At 66.6% G+C, this 19,819-nt stretch carries 16 protein-coding genes and 1 tRNA gene; 12 read left to right on the top strand and 5 right to left on the bottom strand.

Features of this window, described 5'->3' with window-relative positions; genetic code table 11:
* The first annotated feature begins 18 nt into the window (after positions 1-18).
* The 3 genes from acs (ABUA37_RS04525) to ABUA37_RS04515 all read left to right on the top strand — a co-directional run bounded on the left by acs (ABUA37_RS04525) (position 19) and on the right by ABUA37_RS04515 (position 4,909).
* Complete coding sequence (acs, locus tag ABUA37_RS04525) at positions 19-2,007, top strand: acetate--CoA ligase (protein ID WP_349897942.1); 1,989 nt, start codon at positions 19-21, stop codon at positions 2,005-2,007.
* A 95-nt stretch (positions 2,008-2,102) separates the two neighbouring features.
* Entirely contained in the window at positions 2,103-4,124 is a 2,022-nt protein-coding gene (gene acs / locus ABUA37_RS04520; RefSeq protein ID WP_407075345.1) for an acetate--CoA ligase, read from the top strand.
* 101 nt (positions 4,125-4,225) lie between these two features.
* Positions 4,226-4,909: a hypothetical protein gene (locus ABUA37_RS04515; protein ID WP_349897941.1), complete on the top strand. Its 684-nt coding sequence runs from the start codon at positions 4,226-4,228 to the stop codon at positions 4,907-4,909.
* Positions 4,910-4,966: 57 nt separating this feature from the next.
* Here the strand turns inward: ABUA37_RS04515 and ABUA37_RS04510 are convergent, their stop codons facing one another.
* Positions 4,967-5,740 carry a hypothetical protein gene (locus ABUA37_RS04510; RefSeq protein ID WP_349897940.1) on the bottom strand — a complete coding sequence of 258 codons (774 nt, stop codon included), beginning with the start codon at positions 5,738-5,740 and terminating at the stop codon, positions 4,967-4,969.
* A 121-nt stretch (positions 5,741-5,861) separates the two neighbouring features.
* On the opposite strand from ABUA37_RS04510, the gene ABUA37_RS04505 reads away from it, so the two are divergent.
* Complete coding sequence (locus ABUA37_RS04505; RefSeq protein WP_349897939.1) at positions 5,862-7,880, top strand: DUF262 domain-containing protein; 2,019 nt, start codon at positions 5,862-5,864, stop codon at positions 7,878-7,880.
* A 106-nt stretch (positions 7,881-7,986) separates the two neighbouring features.
* On the top strand, positions 7,987-8,646 hold the full coding sequence (locus ABUA37_RS04500) for a DNA alkylation repair protein (protein ID WP_349898627.1): 660 nt from the start codon (positions 7,987-7,989) through the stop codon (positions 8,644-8,646).
* A 2-nt stretch (positions 8,647-8,648) separates the two neighbouring features.
* Here ABUA37_RS04500 and ABUA37_RS04495 read toward each other — a convergent pair.
* The 3 genes from ABUA37_RS04495 to ABUA37_RS04485 form a co-directional block, all read right to left on the bottom strand.
* Positions 8,649-8,721, bottom strand: a tRNA-Val gene (locus tag ABUA37_RS04495).
* A 74-nt stretch (positions 8,722-8,795) separates the two neighbouring features.
* Entirely contained in the window at positions 8,796-9,269 is a 474-nt protein-coding gene (locus ABUA37_RS04490) for a peroxiredoxin (protein ID WP_349897938.1), read from the bottom strand.
* Between the two features lie 88 nt (positions 9,270-9,357).
* Positions 9,358-10,224: an aldose 1-epimerase family protein gene (locus tag ABUA37_RS04485; protein WP_349897937.1), complete on the bottom strand. Its 867-nt coding sequence runs from the start codon at positions 10,222-10,224 to the stop codon at positions 9,358-9,360.
* A gap of 182 nt (positions 10,225-10,406) precedes the next feature.
* Between ABUA37_RS04485 and aceE the strand changes: the two genes are divergently transcribed.
* From aceE to ABUA37_RS04450, 7 genes are all read left to right on the top strand, one after another.
* On the top strand, positions 10,407-13,154 hold the full coding sequence (aceE, locus tag ABUA37_RS04480; RefSeq protein ID WP_349897936.1) for a pyruvate dehydrogenase (acetyl-transferring), homodimeric type: 2,748 nt from the start codon (positions 10,407-10,409) through the stop codon (positions 13,152-13,154).
* Between the two features lie 22 nt (positions 13,155-13,176).
* Positions 13,177-14,379: a PucR family transcriptional regulator gene (locus tag ABUA37_RS04475; RefSeq protein ID WP_349897935.1), complete on the top strand. Its 1,203-nt coding sequence runs from the start codon at positions 13,177-13,179 to the stop codon at positions 14,377-14,379.
* Positions 14,380-14,469: 90 nt separating this feature from the next.
* Positions 14,470-15,387 (top strand): ACP S-malonyltransferase, encoded by a 918-nt coding sequence (locus ABUA37_RS04470; RefSeq protein ID WP_349897934.1) that lies wholly within the window; start codon positions 14,470-14,472, stop codon positions 15,385-15,387.
* Complete coding sequence (locus ABUA37_RS04465) at positions 15,384-16,388, top strand: beta-ketoacyl-ACP synthase III (protein ID WP_349897933.1); 1,005 nt, start codon at positions 15,384-15,386, stop codon at positions 16,386-16,388. Before ABUA37_RS04470 ends, ABUA37_RS04465 begins: the two co-directional genes overlap by 4 nt.
* Positions 16,389-16,456: 68 nt before the next feature.
* Positions 16,457-16,705 carry an acyl carrier protein gene (locus ABUA37_RS04460; protein ID WP_349897932.1) on the top strand — a complete coding sequence of 83 codons (249 nt, stop codon included), beginning with the start codon at positions 16,457-16,459 and terminating at the stop codon, positions 16,703-16,705.
* Between the two features lie 89 nt (positions 16,706-16,794).
* Positions 16,795-18,033, top strand: a complete 1,239-nt coding sequence (locus tag ABUA37_RS04455; protein WP_349897931.1) for a beta-ketoacyl-[acyl-carrier-protein] synthase family protein — start codon at positions 16,795-16,797, stop codon at positions 18,031-18,033.
* Positions 18,034-18,057: 24 nt separating this feature from the next.
* Positions 18,058-19,239 carry a glycosyltransferase family 4 protein gene (locus tag ABUA37_RS04450; RefSeq protein ID WP_349897930.1) on the top strand — a complete coding sequence of 394 codons (1,182 nt, stop codon included), beginning with the start codon at positions 18,058-18,060 and terminating at the stop codon, positions 19,237-19,239.
* A gap of 67 nt (positions 19,240-19,306) precedes the next feature.
* Here the strand turns inward: ABUA37_RS04450 and ABUA37_RS04445 are convergent, their stop codons facing one another.
* Positions 19,307-19,810 (bottom strand): DUF3145 domain-containing protein, encoded by a 504-nt coding sequence (locus ABUA37_RS04445; protein WP_349897929.1) that lies wholly within the window; start codon positions 19,808-19,810, stop codon positions 19,307-19,309.
* Positions 19,811-19,819: the final 9 nt, after the last annotated feature.

Genomic DNA, 19,819 nt, shown 5'->3' with positions numbered 1-19,819 from the left:
AGTATCAAAACGGACTCCATGAAAGGCGATGTTGTGGGCACCCCGAATACCGAACCTGTGTTGACCAACCTCATGCACGAGCAGCGACGCTTCCCGCCGACACCCGAGTTCACGGCGCAGGCGAACGTGAAGCACACCGCGTACGAGGAGGCACGCGCAGATCGACTGGCGTTCTGGGAGCAGCAGGCGGAGCGCCTCGACTGGGACCGCCGCTGGGACGAGGTGCTCGACTGGAGCAACCCACCCTTCGCGAAGTGGTTCGTCGGCGGAAAGCTCAACGTTGCCGTGAACTGCCTCGACCGCCATGTTGCCGCGGGCCGCGGCGACAAGGTCGCCTATTACTTCGAGGGTGAGCCCGGCGACAGCAGGGAGATCACCTACTCCCAGCTGACCGAGATGGTCTGCCAGGCAGCCAACACGCTCGTCGACCTCGGAGTGAAGGCGGGTGATCGTGTCGCCATCTACATGCCGATGATTCCCGAGACCATCGTCGCGATGCTCGCCTGCGCGCGGATCGGCGCCCCGCACACCGTGGTGTTCGGCGGATTCTCGTCCGAGGCGCTGCGCAGCCGGATCGATGACTGCCAGGCCAAGGTCGTCATCACCGCGGATGGCGGCTACCGCAAGGGCAAGGCGTCGGCACTGAAGCCCGCGGTCGACGAGGCCCTGCTCGAATGCCCGGATGTGCACACCGTGCTGGTCGTGCGCCGCACCGGCCAGGAGGTCGACTGGACCGACGGCCGCGACCGCTGGTGGCACGACACCGTAGACAAGGCGAGCACGACGCACGAGGCGGAGTATTTCGACTCCGAACATCCGCTCTACGTCATGTACACCTCGGGAACCACGGGCAAGCCGAAGGGCATCCTGCACACCTCGGCCGGCTACCTCACGCAGTGTGCCTACACGCAGTGGGCGGTGTTCGACCTGAAGCCCGAGACGGATGTCTACTGGACCGCCGCGGACATCGGCTGGGTCACCGGCCACAGCTACATCGTCTACGGTCCGCTCACGAACGGGACTACCTCGGTGATCTACGAGGGAACCCCAGACACCCCGCACACCGGACGCTGGTGGGAGATCGTGGACAAGTACAAGGTCTCGATCCTGTACTGCGCGCCCACGGCCATCCGCACCTACATGAAGTGGGGTCACCAGATCCCGGCCAGGTACGACCTCTCGACCCTGCGCGTGATCGGTTCCGTCGGCGAACCGATCAACCCCGAAGCCTACGTCTGGTACCGGCGCCACATCGGCCACGACACGACGCCCGTGGTCGACACCTGGTGGCAGACCGAGACGGGCGCCATCATGGTCAGCTCGCTGCCCGGAGTGACCCACGCGAAGCCCGGCGCCGCGATGACTCCGCTGCCCGGTATCTCTGCCGAGGTGGTCGACGAATCGGGCAACCCGGTTCCGAACGGCTCGGGCGGCTATCTCGTGATCACGGAACCGTGGCCGTCGATGTTGCGCACGGTGTGGGGCGACGACCAGCGGTTCATCGACACCTACTGGTCGAAGTTCCCCGGCCAGTACTTCGCCGGCGATGGTGCGAAGAAGGACGAGGATGGCGACATCTGGCTGCTCGGCCGCGTGGACGACGTGATGAACGTCTCCGGTCACCGGTTGTCGACGACGGAGATCGAGTCGGCACTGGTCTCGAACGAAAAGGTCGCCGAGGCGGCCGTCGTGGGCGCCTCCGACCCCGTCTCCGGCCAGGCGGTCGTGGCGTTCGTGATCCTGCGCAGCGAGGCGGGCGATGGCGGCGAGCACGTCGTCCGCGAGCTGCGCGAGCATGTCGCGAACCAGATCGGCAAGATCGCCCAGCCGCGCCAGATCATGGTCGTCGCCGAACTGCCGAAGACCCGCTCGGGCAAGATCATGCGCAGGCTGCTGCGCGACGTCGCAGAGGATCGTCCGGATGGCGACGTCACGACGCTCGCGGACTCCGGTGTGATGGAGCTGATCCGAAGCGGGATGGCCGCGAGCGCCGCGAGGGAAGACTGAGCCAGCGGCCGGGGCGACGGCGAGCGGCGCTACCGCGTGTTACGCCGAATTGCTTCGCCGCCGCGACGACGTAATCGCCCGGGTTACCGTGGAGCGTGCCTAGGATCGACGCTCAGCCCACCATCCTGAACCTGCTGAACGAGACCAGGCGGTATCCGGCGCCCGCCGAGTTCGCCGCGCTCGCCAACGTGGATGGCAGCCTGTGGGAACGGGCCGCGGCGGATCCGGTGGGTTTCTGGGCGGAACAGGCCGACAGGCTTGACTGGCGTGAGCCCTGGCGAGAGACGCACAGCTGGGAGCCGGCCGCCCCAACTGATTCTGGCGAGCTCTCGATCCCCCGTGCGGAGTGGTTTTCTGGGGGCACTCTCAACGTCGCGGTGAACTGCGTCGACAGGCACGTCGCCGCCGGCAACGGCGACCGAATCGCGTTCCACTTCGAAGGAGAACCCGGCGATCGTCGCTCCCTCAGCTACGCCGAGCTGCAGCGGGAGGTCGCGCGGGCGGCGAATGCGCTCATCGGACTCGGCATCACCCAGGGTGACCGCGTGGTCGTCTACCTTCCGGTCATCCTTGAAACCATCATCGTCACGCTCGCCATCGCGCGCATCGGCGCGATCCACTCGCTCGTGTTCGGTGGCTTCTCGGCTGAGGCACTGCGGTTCAGGATCGAGGACACTGGAGCCAAGCTGCTCGTCACGAGCGACGGCCAATACCGCCGAGGCAAGGCCACAGCGGTGAAAGCCGCAGCGGATGCCGCCGTCGCCGGCGTCGACAGCGTCGAACACGTGCTCGTCGTGCGCCGCACCGGCGAGGAGACCCCGAACATCCCGTGGACCGCCGGGCGCGACGTCTGGTGGCACGACGTCGTGGACACGGCGTCCGACGTGCATGAGGCGGAGTACTTCGACGCGGAGACTCCCCTGTTCATCATGTACACCTCGGGCACGACGGGCACGCCCAAGGGGCTCGTGCACACGAGCGGCGGCTACCTCACGCACGCATCGTGGAGCCACTGGGCGGTGTTCGACGCCAAGGAGAGCGACGTGTACTGGTGCACCGCCGATCTCGCCTGGGTCACCGCCCACAGCTACGTGCTCTATGGTCCGCTCTCCAACGGTGCGACCTCCGTGCTGTACGAGGGGACCGCAAACAGCCCGCACAACGCTCGGCACTTCGAGATCATCGAGCGTTACGGCGTGACCACCTACTACACCGCCCCCACGCTCATCCGCACCCTGATGACCTGGTTCCCGGATGGCGTGCCCGCCGAGTACGACCTGTCCAGCATCCGCCTGCTTGGTTCGGTGGGCGAACCGATCAACCCCGAGGCCTGGGTCTGGTTCCACGAGCAGATCGGCGGCTCCCGCGCTCCCATCGTTGACACCTGGTGGCAGTCGGAGACGGGGGCCGCCGTGATGGCGCCGCTTCCGGGAGCCTCGACGCTCAAGCCCGGCTCGGCGCTGCGTGCGCTCCCCGGCATGCGCACGCTCGTCGTGGATGAGGACGGCGTCGAGGTGCCCCGCGGGTCCGGCGGCTATCTCGTGATCGACGGCACCTATCCGGGCATGGCGCGCACGGTGTGGGGAAACCCGACGCGCTATCGCGACTCCTACTGGGCTCGCTTCGCCGACCAGGGCTATTACTTCTCCGGCGACGGCGCGAAATACGACGAGGACGGCGACATCTGGATGCTGGGCCGCGTGGACGACGTCATCAACGTCTCCGGTCACCGCCTGTCGACCATCGAGATCGAGTCCGCCCTGTTGGAGCATCCGGCGGTGGGCGAGGCGGCCGCCGTCGGCATCGCCGATGCGACCACGGGTCAGGCGGTGGCCGTCTTCGTCATTCCCGCGCGTGCGGAGGATCTGAACGCGGGACCGGCCCTGGCCGAGGAACTCCGCGCGCACGTCACCAGGGCGATCGGCGCCATTGCCAAGCCACGGGATGTCGTGCTCGTGCCAGAACTGCCGAAGACGCGCTCCGGCAAGATCATGCGACGACTGCTGTGCGATGTGGCCGAGGGTCGCCCCGACGGCGACGTGACCACGCTGGCGGACTCCGGAGTGATGGAGTTGATTCGCACGGGAATGGCCAGCGCTGTCGGGGGTGCAAACTAACCGGGAGACCGGATCCTCAGTGCCGTTTCAGGCTGCTCTGATATTCTCGCTGCCGATCCGTACCGTGCGCGTCGGGCCAAACCACCGGCGCACCCCACACTGTGACCACCATCCTTCGCCTGCTCTCCGCCCTTCGCCTCGCGATGCAAAGTTCGGGTGCGCCTCGAGCGCGCAGGCGCATTACGGTGCTCGCGGCGAGCGGCGCGTTCATGCTGGTCACCCTCTTCGCCATTGCACCGCCGGCCCCTCCGACGGCCGCGGAGCAGCTGCAGGCCGAACTCACGGCGCACGCGCAATCACTGACGGTGTCGGGTACCGCGGCCGTGAAGAAGGTCTCGCGCGACGACTATTCACTCACTGCTGGCCCCGCAACACTCGCCGCGAGCGGCACCAACTACGACTGGGCCAAACTCGTTCTCATCTCCGGCCACTGGCCGACCAGCGAGGCGAACATCACCGTCTTCGTGCGCTGGATGCGGCAGGAGAACGGCCCCAACAGCTGGTGGAACCGCAACAACCCCATGAACAACGGCTACGGTTCCGGTGGTGGTGGCGGCACTGGCAGCTATGCCAATCTCACCATTGCGGCACAGAAGGCGGCCGAGAACCTCCATCGCAATCCGAGCTTCAGCGGGATCGTCGCCGCCCTCGCCGCCTCGGCCCCCATGGAGGTGACCGAACAGGCGATCTGGGCATCCCCCTGGGCCAGCAGCCACTACGGCAACGGCTCCCGCTGGCACCGCTCGCCGGTACCCATGGTCAAGGCTCCCGCCAGCGCCTGGTGATCAAAGCACGGAAGCCCCGGCCAGACGGCCGGGGCTTCCTGCATCATCTCCTGGCTATCAGGCCTCGCTCATAGCGGCCTTCTCGGCCTGGCCCTTCGCCGCGTAATAGGCGGCACGGGCCGCGATGCGGCGCTCCTGCTCTACCTGACCGGCGTCGAGCAGATCCTGCGGAACCTCGACGTTGGGGACGCGGCTCTTGCCGTTGTACTTCGCGATGTACGCGTCGAGCTCGGGACCGGACTCCCACGACGTGATGAGGCAGTAGCGGGGCTCCGGGCTGTTGAGCGTCGTCGCGTGCCACAGACGCTGCGTGTCCACGATCAGCTGCGCCCCCGCCGGCAGCGCAATGCGGTACTCGACGCTCGGGTCCGTGCGGTTGTCGCGCAACACGAAGTAGCTGTCCGCGTCATCCGTGAGGTTGAAGAAGCCGCGCACGACCCAGCCGGTGCCATCCGGGTTGAGCCGGTTGTTATCGTCCTGGTGCAGGTTGTACAGGCAGTCTGCGTAGCTGTTCGGCTGCAGTTCGATCACGCGGCAGCGACCGACGTTGGCGCCCGGCTCCTGCGCACGACGAGTGAGATTCGGCGCCTTCTCGACCTGTGACGGGATCCACACGCCGTCCTTATCCGTGCGCGGCGGCTTGTGGTTCCAGAAGCCGTTTACTTCGATCTCACCCTTGGCGCTGGCGAGCGGCGCGAAGCGGGTCTCGCCGGATGACTTCCAGTCGACGTACTCGAGGTCGAGCCATTCCTTGGGGTCGAGCTCCTGGTTGTAGCGATCGAGCACGACGTAGCCGGTCTCTTCGAGAGCGGCGGATTTGATGTAACCCATGAGGCGGATTATTACCTTTCCTTGGGGGCCAGCACGTTTTAACAGGCCCAACTTAGGTCAGCCTAACAGCCGACCTCCGCCTAAACTGGGATGGCCCGAGGCCAAGGAGACACACATACAGATGAGCGCAGCCACGAACGTCGACGCCACCGCCGTCAACACGATTCGCTGGCTTTCCGCCGCTGAAACGAGCATCGTGGTGCCGGTGTACCAGCGCCAGTACCGCTGGGACATCGGGGGTTGCGAGAAGCTGCTGGCAGACATCCGGGCCGTTGCAGACGCTGGCGAGCGCCAGACGCATTTCATCGGCTCGATCCTCTCGACCGCGAATTCGGATGCCGCGCACGACGGCGCAGGCGAGCTCGTGCTCATCGACGGCCAGCAGCGCGTCACCACGATCATGCTGCTGATTGCGGCGCTGCAGCACAGCGTGCAGCAAGCGAATCCCGACCTCGCCGCAGAGCTGCGGAAGGTGCTCGTTCGTGCAGCCGAGCCCTCACGCACCAAGCTGCTCCCCCACCGCGAGTGGGCTCAGGTGTACGAGAGTGTCGTGCTCGATCAGCGTCCGGCGGATGTCGAGTCGCGCGAGTCCCGATTTGACGACAACTACGCGTTCTTCCGCAGCCAGGTTCCCGCCGATGAGGTGCCTCGCATCTGGCAGGGACTGCAGCGACTGGAGCACGTGTCAATCACCCTCGGCGCCGACGCGAACGCGCAGCAGACCTTCGAGAGCCTGAACTCCACCGGCGAGCCCCTGCGCGACCACGAGCTCATCCACAATTACGTGCTGATGGGCCTGTCGCACGCGGAGCAGCTCGAGATCGAAGACGCGTTCTGGCTCCCGATCGAGGAGAACACGGGCGAATCGATCGCGACGTTCTGGCGGCACTACATGGTCATGACGACGGGCCGCGAAATCGACACGGGCGATGGCCGCGGCGTCTACGACACCTTCCGCAACCGGTTCCCGAGGCTCGACTTCGACATCCTTCGGCAGCACGCCACAGAGTGGCGCGAGTTCTCGGAGGTGTACCGGGCGCTGCTCGATCCATCGACGGTCGCTGACGAGCAGGTGGCTCGCCAGCTCGGGTATGTCAACACCTTCGGCCGCGCAATGTATCCGCTGATCATGCGGGCATACCACGATTACGTACGCGCAAACACGGACAAGAACACGTTCATCGCGACCCTGGAGAACGTCCAGTCGCTGCTTATCCGTCGCACCGCCGTCGGGCTCACGACAAACCGGCTGGTGGCCAGGCTCTGCCGTGCGCGACAGCACGGTGCAGACCGGCTCGCGAACGCCATCGCGCGGATCACGCCGTCAGACGATCGCGTGCGCGTGGCGCTCAAGTACGGCGCTCTCCCCCACCCGGCCTACGTTCTCGGCCGCCTCGCGGAGGTCGACACGCTCGAAGGCTTCGACGTCGAACACGTCTTCCCGCTCGCGCCTGCCAACGATTGGACCGGCGACGGTGAGCAGCAGTGGTCCGAGTACAGCGAAGATGAGCAGAACAGTCATCGGGCGCTGGCAGAGACCCTCGGTAACCTGACCCTGCTCGAAGAGCCACTGGCCGAGCGGGTGCTGGACTCTTCGTTCCCCGAAAAGCGCACGTCGGCGTATGCGAAGAGTGCTCTTGCGGCAACGCGAGAGCTCACCGAGACGGATGCCTGGGGCACCGCCGCGATCGCAGACCGCACCGCACGCCTCACCATCCAGTTCTTGAAAGTGTGGGCGAAACCGGCCACGGTCGACATCGACGACGACGGACTAACGCCCATCCTCGACGCACAGCGCAGACGCGGCTGGCCGCTCGGTTGGGAGCGGGAGTTCGAGTACGTCGAGTACCGCGGTGAGCACTGGGAGGTATACGACGTCAAGTACCTCTTCAACCGCATCTTCAAGCGGCTCTGGGCCGACTCACGAGACGCCGTCGTCGCCTTCAGTGCCCGTCGCGGTGGCCCCATCTTCGAGGCGATGTCGTGGAAGGGCCACTGGGACGAACTCGACGAGAGCCACTTCCTCTACATGGGATGGGACTCGCGGTACATGCTGACCGCGGTGCAGGGTGTGCTCGAGGAAGCGGGCATCGCATCCGAGGTGTTCGTCAAGTACTCCTACATCGGCGCCGCGATGTAGCTTGCTGCCGCCTCGGTGAGACGGGCGACAACGGCACGCCGTTCTCGTAGGCTGGCGACACAGGCTACAAAGGGAGGCTGCCGTGGCTCAGCTGACGACGCCCGAGATGACAGTGGCAGCGGTTCTCGAGGAGCTGGCCGCTCTCGACGACCCGAAGGTGCGCGCGGTCAATGCGAGGCACGGCGATGACCACGGGGTGAACCTCAGCCAGCTGCGCGCGCTCGCCAAGCGACTCGGCACGCAGCACGAACTCGCACGAGAACTCTGGACGACCGGCAACACTCCGGCGCGGCTTGTGGCGATCCTCATCTGTCGGCCAAAGGCCTTCGATGCGTCAGAACTCGACGCGATGCTGCGAGAAGCGCGGATTCCGAAGGTGCTCGACTGGCTCGTGAACTACGTGATCAAGAAGAGCCCTCATTCGGAGGAACTGCGTGTGCACTGGTTCGCCGATGCCGATCCGATAGTCGCGAGCGCGGGCTGGGCGCTGACCTCCGAGCGCGTGACGAAGGCTCCGGGTGGTCTCGACCTGCCCGGACTGCTCGACACGATCGAGGCAGAGATGAAGGATGCACCCGATCGACTGCAGTGGGCGATGAATACCTGCCTGGCGACAATCGGCATTCAGCACGCCGAATACCGGGACCGCGCGATGGCGATCGGTGAACGCCTCGAGGTGCTCAAGGACTATCCGACGCCACCAAACTGCACGTCGCCGTACGCACCGATCTGGATCGCCGAGATGGTGCGTCGCCAGACCGCATGAGGTGGGCCCTACCGGGATCGAACCGATGACATCCACGGTGTAAACGTGGCGCTCTACCAGCTGAGCTAAAGGCCCGCGTTTTCGAACGCGAAGCGTCCAAAAGGCGTCCCCATAGCTTACAGGGACATGCGCGGTGCGAACCGCCGCGGCTAGACCTTGGCGGGTGCGAGCTCGGCCAGCGCGGCCCGGTAGGCCTCGATCGAACGGGGTTCGCCCGGAGCGGTGATGAAGCTCGCGCGGATGATTCCGTGCACGTCGATGAGGAAGCTCGCGCGGTTCGCGAAGCCCTTGTGCTCGAGGAACACGCCGTACTCCTTGGCGACGGCGCCGTGCGGCCAGAAATCGGCGAGCAGGGTGAAGTCGTAACCCTCCTTCTCCGCGAAGGCGCGAAGGGTCGCCTTGGAGTCGACGGAGACGGCGAGCAGCTCGGCGTCGCTGCCGGAGAACAGGGAGAGGTTGTCGCGCAGCTCACACAGTTCGCCCGTGCAGGTGCTCGAGAAGGCGAGGGGGAAGAAGACCAGTGCGACCGGCTTCCTGCCTCGGAAATCACTCAACCGCACATGCTCACCGAACTGGTTCGCCAGTTCGAAGTCGGGTGCCTGGGTGTCGTTTTCCAGAGCCATGATGTCGCTTCCTTTCGGCCACGATGACCGTTCACACCGGGTTAACCGCCCGGCAAACACGATTGGCTATGTTACGCCCGCTCGCGCTCTACCGCTGGAGGGAAATCTCCAGGGTCAGTTCGCGCGATTCTCCGGGCTCCAGCGCCAGCTGTCCCGGCTTCTGACTGAAGTCCGCATCGAACCCGATCGGCGACGTCATACCGAACCAGGGTTCGATGCAGACGAACTCACCAGGGGCCTTGCTCCACACGCCGAGAATCGGGAAATCCGGGAAGCTGACCGTGATTACCGGGGCGCCCGGCGCCGTGTAGCGCACCGAGCGGCTCTCGACGCGGTCGAAGATGACCGCGTCGGCGTCGAACAGCGACTCCTGAAGGGCCAGGGTGTTCCCGGCGACCGGTGTCGAAAAGTCCTGCGGCAGCAGCAAGCCGCCCACCAGTCGCCTGATCGGCGCGGGCTCGTCACGCTCGAACTCGATGGTGTGTGAGTTTCGCGACTCTGCCCCGGGCAGAGGCCAGCGAAACCCCGGATGCGCGCCAAGCGACGCGTGCAGCGTCGCCTCCCCCGGGTTCTCCAGCCTGTAGCTCACGCGCAGCGTGGACCCGCTGAGCGAGTACCGGAGCTGCAGCACGAACGGGAAGGGAAACTGCTCCCTCGTGCGCTCATCGTCCACGAGCGTGAAGGTCAGGCTGGCGTCGTGCGGGCGCTCGACGGTAAAGGGAAGGTCGCGCGCGAAGCCGTGCTGCGTCATCGTGTACTGCTGCCCGTCGACGGTGAGTCGATCATCCGGGAGTCGCCCGACAATGGGGAACAGCACCGGCGCGCGCCTCCCCCACGCCTCGCCGCCCTGCCAGAGCAGCTCGCGGCCCTCCGAGTCGCGCAGCGAGCTGAGTTCAGCGCCGAGTTCATTGACGGAAACACCGAGGAGGTCGTTCTCGAGTTCATAAAAGGCCATGAATCGAGGCTAGCTGCACTGACCTACAACGCCACTGCACCCGACTCGACGTCGCGAGCGGCGCACCCCGCGTTCACGTGACAACTAGAATTGGGCGGGCTTTGCACTGAGAGCGTCGATCGAAACCCGATTTCCGCGCTGGCGAAGCACTTCTCCGTCCGCCAACAAGAGCGAGGTCAAGGATGACGGTCAACGACCAGGACCCATATTCGGCGAATCACATCGATCAGGATCCAGAGGAAACCGCCGAATGGCAGGAGTCGCTCGACGCTCTCGTCGCGGCCCACGGCCGCCAGCGCGGTCGCGAGATCATGCTCAGCCTCCTGAAGCGCTCCAAGGACCTGCAGCTCGGTGTGCCGATGGTGCCCACCACCGACTACATCAACACGATCGCTCCGGAGAACGAACCGAACTTCCCCGGCGACGAAGAGATCGAGCGGCGCTACCGCGCCTGGCTGCGCTGGAACGCGGCCATCATGGTGCACCGCGCGCAGCGACCCGGCATCGGAGTCGGCGGTCACATCTCCACCTATGCGGGCTCCGCAACCCTCTACGAGGTCGGCAGCAACCACTTCTTCCGCGGGCAGGATCATCCGAGCGGCGGCGACCAGGTGTTCTACCAGGGGCACGCCTCCCCCGGCATGTACGCCCGCGCCTTCCTCGAGGGCCGCCTCGACGAGGACCAGCTCGACGGATTCCGCCAGGAGAAGTCGCACCTGAGCGGCGGACTCTCGTCCTACCCGCATCCGCACCTCATGCCCGAGTTCTGGCAGTTCCCCACCGTGTCGATGGGCATCGGGCCGATCAACGCGATCTACCAGGCACAGGCGAACCGCTACCTCACCAACCGCGGAATCAAGGATGTCTCCGACAGCCACGTCTGGGCCTTCCTCGGTGACGGCGAGATGGACGAGGTCGAAAGCCGCGGCGCCCTGCAGTGGGCGGCCAACGACAACCTCGACAACCTCACCTTCGTCATCAACTGCAACCTGCAGCGCCTCGACGGTCCGGTGCGCGGCAACGGCAAGATCATCCAGGAGCTCGAGAGCTTCTTCCGCGGTGCAGGCTGGAACGTCATCAAGGTCATCTGGGGCCGCGAGTGGGACAGCCTGCTCTCCCGCGACACCGAGGGTGCGCTCGTGAACCTCATGAACGTCACTCCGGATGGCGACTACCAGACCTACAAGGCCGAGAGCGGCGCCTACGTGCGCGAGAACTTCTTTGGTCGCGACCCGCGCGTCGCAGAAATGGTGAAGGACTACACCGACGACCAACTGTGGAGCCTCAAGCGCGGCGGTCACGACTACCGCAAGGTCTATGCCGCGTTCAAGGCCGCGACGGAGCACAAGGGCCAGCCCACCGTCATCCTCACCAAGACCGTCAAGGGCTACGGCCTCGGCCCGTCGTTCGAGGGCCGCAACGCCACCCACCAGATGAAGAAGCTGACGCTCGACAACCTCAAGCAGTTCCGCGACGTCATGCACATTCCGATCACGGATGCCGTGCTCGAGGCGGACCCGTACCGCCCGCCGTTCTACCACCCGGGGCAGAACGACGAGGCGATCCAGTACCTGCAGGAGCGCCGCCGCGCTCTCGGCGGCTACCTGCCGGAGCGTCGCTCGAAGTACACGCAGCTCTCCCTACCTGAGGAGAGCGCCTACGAGGTGGCGCGCCGCGGCTCGGGCAAGCAGGAGATCGCCACCACGATGGCCTTCGCCCGCCTCCTCAAGGACCTGCTGCGGTCGAAGGAGTTCGGCAACCGCATCGTGCCGATCATTCCGGATGAGGCACGCACCTTCGGAATGGATGCGTACTTCCCCACTGCGAAGATCTACAACCCCAACGGGCAGCACTACACCTCGGTGGACCGCGAGCTCCTGCTCGCGTACCAGGAGAGCGCACAGGGGCAGATCGTTCACGTCGGCATCAACGAGGCCGGCGCGTTCTCGGCCTTCACCGCCGCGGGCACCTCCTACTCCACGCACGGCGAGCCGCTCATCCCGGTCTATATCTTCTACTCGATGTTCGGCTTCCAGCGCACGGGCGACGCGATGTGGGCGGCGGGCGACCAGATGGCGCGCGGTTTCATCATGGGTGCCACGGCCGGTCGCACCACGCTCACCGGCGAGGGGCTCCAGCACGCCGACGGCCAGTCACCGCTGCTCGCATCGACAAACCCCTCGGTCGTCTCCTACGACCCGGCCTATGGTTACGAGCTCGGTCAGATCGTCAAGGCGGGCCTCGAACGGATGTATGGCGGCAGCCATCCGCATCCGGACGTCATGTACTACATCACCGTCTACAACGAGCCGATGAAGCAGCCCGCCGAGCCCGAAAACCTCGACCTCGACGGCCTACTCCGGGGCATCTACCTGCTCAAAAAGGCCGAGTCCCTGCGAGAGACCGAGGGGCCGACCGGTCCGAAGGCGCAGCTGTTGGCCTCCGGTGTGGCGGTTCCGTGGGCGCTCGAGGCGCAGCAACTGCTCGCGGATGACTGGAACGTCGCAGCGGACGTGTGGTCGGTCACCTCGTGGGGCGAACTGCGCCGCGACGGCCTCGCCGCACAGGAGCACAACTTCCTGAACCCGAACGAACAACCGCGGGAGGCCTACCTCACCCGCAAGCTCGGCGAGGCTCAGGGCCCGTTCCTCGCGGTGAGCGACTACATGCACGCCGTGCCCGACCAGATCCGCCAGTTCGTGCCGGGTGACTACCTCACCCTCGGTGCCGACGACTATGGCTTCTCCGACACGCGCGCGGCCGCCCGCCGGTTCTTCAAGATCGACGGCCCGTCGCTCGTGGTACGCACGCTCGAGGCGCTCGTCGCCCGGGGCAAGATGGATCCCGGCGTCCCGCAGCAGGCGATCGAACGCTACCGCCTGCACGACGTGACGGCTGGCACCACCGGTTCGACCGGCGGCGAGAGCTAGACGGGGGGGGTTCGCGAAGTAGATGACACCGGTCGCGCGCACTAAGGAGCAGACGCTCGCTTGGCTGAAGACCGTTTCGGGTGAACTGGCAACGGCCACCCTCAAGCGGCTCGATGACACCCTCCCCTGGTACGGCGACATGCCTCCGGGGCGCCGTTCGGCCGTCGGACTCGTGGCCCAGGCGGGTATTACCTCCTTTATCCACTGGTTCGACGACCCCAACTCGACACCGTGGATCGCGGCCGACGTATTCGGTGCGGCGCCACGGGAACTGCTGCGCTCGGTGAGCCTCACCCAGACGCTGCAGCTCATCAAGGTGACGGTCGAGGTCGTCGAAGACCGGGTCAAGGGCCGGGACGAGTCGCTGCGCGAGGCCATCCTGCTGTATTCGCGGGAAATCGCCTTCGCCGCCGCGGATGTCTATGCCCGAGCGGCCGAAGCCAGAGGCCTCTGGGACGCGAGGCTCGAAGCGCTCGTGGTGGATTCCATCCTGAGCGGCGAGTACGACGACGAGCTGCCGTCGCGCATCGCTGCGCTCGGCTGGCACGGTCACGGCGAGGTGTGCGTGCTCGTCGGCACCGCGCCCAAGATGCTCGATGTCGACATGCTGCGTCGCACCGCGCGCCACCTCGACGCAGACGTACTCATCGGCGTGCAGGGCAGCCGCCTCGTGCTCGTGATCGGCCGCGCGACACCCTACGGGAGTGAACCGACAGAGTCGGCCGCGGATGCGCAGGTGCCGTTCCTGGAGATCGCCAACGCGCTCGAACCCGGCTTCGGTGACGGCTACCTCGTGCTCGGCCACGAGGTGCCGAGCCTCGTGGATGCGTCCAGGAGCGCCAAGGCCGCGCTCGCCGGTTTCGCCGTCGCCCGGTCGTGGCGAAACGCGCCAAGGCCGATGCTCGCCGACGACCTGCTGCCGGAACGCGCGCTCGCTGGCGACGCGCTCGCGCGCTCCACACTCGTCAACCGCATCTATCGGCCCCTCCAGGCGCACTCGACCGAACTGCTCGCCACCCTCTGGTGCTACCTCGACAACGGCCGCTCGCTCGAGGCGACGGCGCGCGAGCTTTTTGTGCACCCGAACACCGTGCGGTACCGACTCAAGCGCGTATCCGAGGTCATCGGTTGGGACGCGACGGGGGCACGCGAGTCGCTCATCCTGCAGGCCGCGCTCATCCTCGGCTCCATCGCCGAACCGGACGGGCCGCTGCGCCGTCGCTGACTCGCGCTTGAGGAAACCGCCAAAGCTCGGCGCGTTCATTAGGCTGAATCCACCGCCACCGCCACCACGTCAGCAGAGGAGACTTGATCAGTGATCGTTGTCGTATGCCCCGGCCAGGGCTCGCAGACCCCGGGGTTCCTCGAACCGTGGCTCGCCGTGCCGCGCTACAGGGAGCACCTCAAGGCGCTCTCCGACGGTGCAGGCCTCGATCTGGTCAAGCACGGCACCGTGGCGGATGCCGACACCATCCGTGACACGGCCGTGGCACAGCCTCTCATCGTCGCCGCCGGGCTGCTGACGCTCGGCGCGCTCCTCGAGGGTCGCACCGCGGCGATCGGCGGCGTCGCCGGTCACTCGGTCGGTGAGCTGACCGCGGCAGCGGCGGCGGGCATCCTGAGCGAGGTGGATGCCATGACGCTCGTGCGCGAGCGTGGACTCGCCATGGCCGAGGCCGCCGCGCTCGACGAGACCGGCATGAGTGCCGTGCTCGGTGCCGATGAGAGCGAACTTCTCACACGCCTCGAAGAGCTCGGGCTCGAACCCGCGAACTACAACGGGGGCGGACAGGTCGTCGTCGCCGGCACGATCGGCGCGCTCGCTCAGCTCAAAGACAACCCGCCGAGCGGCGCCCGCGTTATTCCACTGCAGGTGGCCGGCGCCTTCCACACGCGCTACATGCGGCCCGCCGTCGATCACCTTCGCACCGTGGCCGGTGCCCTCGAACGCCACGACCCGGTCCTCCCGATCTGGACCAACCACGACGGTAGCCGGGTCGAGTCGGGCACGGCCTTCGTCGACCTCCTCGTGGGTCAGGTCTCATCGCCGGTACGGTGGGATAGAACAATGGATGCCCTCGCCGCCGACGGAGTCAGCGGTGTCATCGAGCTCGCACCGGCAGGAGCCCTGGTTGGACTCGCCAAGCGTGGACTCAAGGGCGTCCCCACCGTGGCCATCAAGACCCCGGACGACCTGGCTGCGGCCCACGAACTGATGGACAGCGAACGATGACCCACCCCACCCTCCAGCAGTCCAGCGGCCCGCAGTTCACCCGCATCTACAGCTACGGCGCCGCCCGCGGCGACCTCGTGGTGCCGAACGACGACCTCGTCGGGCCGATCAACTCCAGCGACGAGTGGATCCAGCAGCGCACAGGGATCATCACCCGCACGCGCGCCTCGCACGACGTGCTCGCCGTCGACCTCGCGACCGATGCGGCCAGGGAGGCCATCGAGAAGTCGGGGGTCGCCCCATCCGACATCGACCTCGTCATCATCGCCACCATCAGCAACGCCAGGCAGACGCCGTCGATGGCAGCGGTCGTCGCGGACCGGGTCGGCGCCAATCCCGCGGCCGCCTACGACACGAACGCCGCCTGCGCCGGCTTCAGCTACGCGGTCACGCAGGCAGACGCGCTCATTCGCACCGGAGCGGCGCACTACGCCCTCGTCATCGGTGCCGAGAAGCTCTCCGACGTCGTCGACCCGAACGAGCGCTCGATCTCCTTCCTGCTCGGGGACGGCGCGGGCGCCGCGGTAATCGGCCCGAGCGACACGCCCGGCATCGCCGCAGCGGTCTGGGGTTCAGACGGTTCGAAAGCGGATGCCGTGGGCATGAACGCCACGCTCGTCGACTTCCGAGACGGCGTCGCTCCATGGCCGACCCTCCGCCAGGAGGGGCAGACCGTGTTCCGCTGGGCCGTGTGGGACATGGCGAAGGTGGCCAAGCGCGCGCTTGAGGTGGCCGGTGTCACGGCAGACGACCTCGCCGCCTTCATCCCGCACCAGGCGAACATGCGCATCATCGACGAATTCGCCAAGCAGCTGCACCTGCCAGAGACCGTTGCCATCGCGAGAGACATCGCCACGACGGGCAACACCTCGGCCGCCTCGATTCCGCTGGCGGCCCACCGGCTGCTCGCCGAGCATCCGGAACTCAGCGGCGGACTGGCGCTGCAGATCGGCTTCGGCGCCGGACTCGTCTTCGGCGCTCAGGTCGTCGTGCTGCCGTAATGGCGGGCCACGGCAGCTCGCTGCCCTAAACTAATTCACGGTCAAACGACACCCCAAGGAGAATCACAATGGCATTGTCCACCGAAGAAGTTCTGGCCGGCCTGGCCGAGCTCATCAATGACGAAACCGGCATCGCGACCGACACCGTCGAGCTCAACAAGTCGTTCACGGACGACCTGGACATCGACTCGATCTCGATGATGACCATTGTCGTCAACGCAGAAGAGAAGTTCGACGTGAAGATCCCCGACGACGAGGTCAAGAACCTCAAGACCGTCGGAGACGCCGTCAGCTTCATCACCGCAGCACAGGCGTAACGGCGGCTGGGGTCGGCACTCGAACGGAATCCGGCCCCTCCCCGCACGACCTCCGTGACCGTGCAGCCCGAATCTACGAGAGAGATGCAATGACCCCCAAGAAGATCGTCGTCACCGGGCTGGGAGCATCGTCCCCCCTCGGCGGAAACGTCGAAGACACTTGGCGCGCACTGCTCGCTGGTGAGTCAGGCGTGCACTCGTTGACCCACGACTGGGTCGAGCAGTATGAACTGCCCGTCACCTTTGCGGCCGAGGCGCGCGTGCGACCCGAAGAGGTGCTCGAGCGCCCGGAGGCCAAGCGTCTCGACCCCTCGTCACAGTTCGCCGTGATCTCGGCGCAGGAGGCTTGGCTTGATGCCGGTGCTCCGGATGTCGCCCCAGAGCGACTCGGCGTCGACTACGCGACCGGCATCGGTGGCCTGTGGAGTCTCCTCAACGCCTGGGACACCCTGCGTGAGAAGGGACCGCGCCGCGTTCTCCCGATGACCGTGCCGATGCTGATGCCTAACGCCGCATCCGCCGCGATCTCGATGAAGTTCCACGCGCGCGCCTTTGCCCGCACCGTGGCGTCCGCCTGCGCATCCAGCACCGAGTCGATCGCCAACGCGTACGAGCACCTTCAGCTCGGACTCGCCGACGTCATCATTGCGGGTGGCACCGAGTCAGCGATTCACCCCATCACGCTCGCCGCCTTCTCCTCCATGCAGGCGCTGTCCAAGCGCAATGATTCGCCCGAGACCGCGTCCAGGCCCTACAACGTCGACCGTGACGGCTTCGTCATGGGCGAGGGTGCGGGCACGCTCGTGCTCGAGACCGAGGAGCACGCGCTCGCTCGCGGCGCACGCATCTACGCAGAACTCGCCGGTGGTGGCGTCACCGCAGACTCGTACCACATCACGGCCAACGACCCCGAGGGCCAGGGCGCCTCGCGGGCGATCGCGCTTGCGCTCGACCACGCGGGCGCTTCACCGGATGACGTGGCCCACATCAACGCGCACGCCACCAGCACCCCGGTCGGCGACATCGCGGAGTATGCGGCGCTCAAGGTCGCCTTCGGTGAGCGACTGCATGACATCCCGGTGTCGGCCACGAAGGGCGCAACCGGCCACTTGCTCGGCGGCACCGGCGCGCTCGAGGCGATCTTCACGATCCTCGCCCTGCGTGAGCGCACGGCGCCTCCCACGATCAACCTCACCGAGCAGGATCCCGCCATCCCGCTGGATGTGGTGACTTCGCCGCGGGCGCTCGGCGACGGACCGCTGCTCGCGATCAGCAACTCGTTCGGATTCGGCGGCCACAACGCCGTCGTGGCGTTCAGGAGCGTCTAGGCCGGATCGCGCCGGCTGCTCCTTATGCGTATCGCGATCGTCAGTGACTACTTCCTCGACTATGTCGGGGGTGCCCAGACCTCGATGCGGCAGCAGCAGCTCGCTCTCGAGGCGGCCGGGCACACCGTGGTCATGGTCTCGGCGGCACGGGGGCTCTGGTTCACCGGTGTGCGCGAGGTAGCCGACGGCATCCGGATTCACCCCAACTTCACGATCCCGGGGTTGCAGTTGCCGATCATGCCCAACAATCGCCGCAACCGGGCCGCGCTCGAGGCCTACTTTCGCGAGCAGGCGATCGATGTCGTGCACCTGCAGACGGAGTTCGCGCTCGCGCACGCGGCGACCGCCGTCGCGCGAAAGCTCGGAATCCGCGTCGTGCACACCGTGCACACCTTCTACTGGGCGAGCGAGGGCGGACCGCAGGCCTCCGTCGCGTGGTTTCTCCGCTGGGGCCTCGAGCTCGTCTCCAAGGCGAAAATTCCGCGACTGAGCTTGACTCCGCGGGCCGCGGACAATCTCCTGCGAAACCTCACGCTCGGAATGGCGCTGCTGGTCGATCGGGTCGTGTCGCCGTCCGCCCATCAGGCGCAGGATCTCGCGGACGCCGGTGTGCCCGGAGAGATAGCGCTGGTGCCCAACCCGATCGCGACCTCGCCGAGACCGTCGGCGCCGCTGCCCGGCACCGGCGTGCCGAGCTTTCTCTGGGTGGCGCGGTGCGAGGCGGTCAAGCGCCCGCTCGTCTTCGCGCGTGCCGCGGTCGAGGCGCTTGAACGCACGGGCAACGCGTTCACCGTTGACTTCGTGGGCGAGGGTGCAGAGCTCGCCGAACTGAAGGCGATCGTGGCCGGACATCCGCAGATCAGGGTGCGCGGCTCGCTGCCGCACGAAGCCGTGCTCGACCTGATGGATGCCTCATCCGCGATCGTGCTCACCTCGCTCGGCTTCGACAACCAGCCGATGACGATCGCGGAGGCCGTGAGCCGTGAGCGAGGCGTTCTGTACTGCGATCCGAAACTGCGCGAGGGACTCCAGCACGCGGGCTTCCTCGCTGAGACACCGGATGCGGCCGGCCTCGCCGACGCGCTCGTCACCCTGGTCAGCGACCAAACGCTCCTGCCCGCGCTTTCGCAGGGGGCGCTGATCGACCGCGCCGCGTTCGCGCCGCAGGCATACGTGGACCGAATCCTCCCGGTCTATCGCAGCTGAACTTCGCCTCAGTTCCCTGAGCTCGCCCGCCCTGAGCAGGTCGCCCTGCGACGTCTCGAAGGGCTCTCTAGCCGACCTTGTGCAGCCAGATCACCTGGCTGTCGTCGCTCGCGTGCCTGAAGGCCTCGAGTTCGTCGTCCCAGGCCTGGCCCAGCGCCAGCCGAAGTTCGCGGTGCAGCTCGAAAGCGTCTGAGCCCGCGAGCTCCATGGCGTAGCGCACGCGATCCTCCGGGATCACGACGTTGCCCGCCGTGTCGAGCTGGGCGAAGAAGATGCCGAGGTCGGGGGTGTGCATCCAGCGGCCGCCGTCGCTGCCAGGCGTCGGATCCTCGGTCACCTCGTAGCGCAGGTGTTCCCAACCGCGCAGCGCCGAGGCGAGCGCCGCTCCGGTGCCTTGGCTGCCCTCCCAGTAGAACTCCGTGCGCATGGAACCCTTGAGCACGGGCTGATCTGCCCAGGTGAAGTTCACGGCGCGCTCAAGAGCTCGCCCTGCTGCCCACTCGATGTGCGGGCAGAGTGCACGAGGCGAGGAGTGCACGTACAGCACTCCCCGAGCGGTTGCTGCAGCCACAATAACTCC

It is taken from the genome of Parafrigoribacterium soli (assembly GCF_040227235.1).
Lineage (GTDB): Bacteria > Actinomycetota > Actinomycetes > Actinomycetales > Microbacteriaceae > Parafrigoribacterium_A > Parafrigoribacterium_A soli.
Note: the sequence above shows the minus strand (reverse complement) of the source record. Positions and strands in the feature narration are given on the sequence as shown.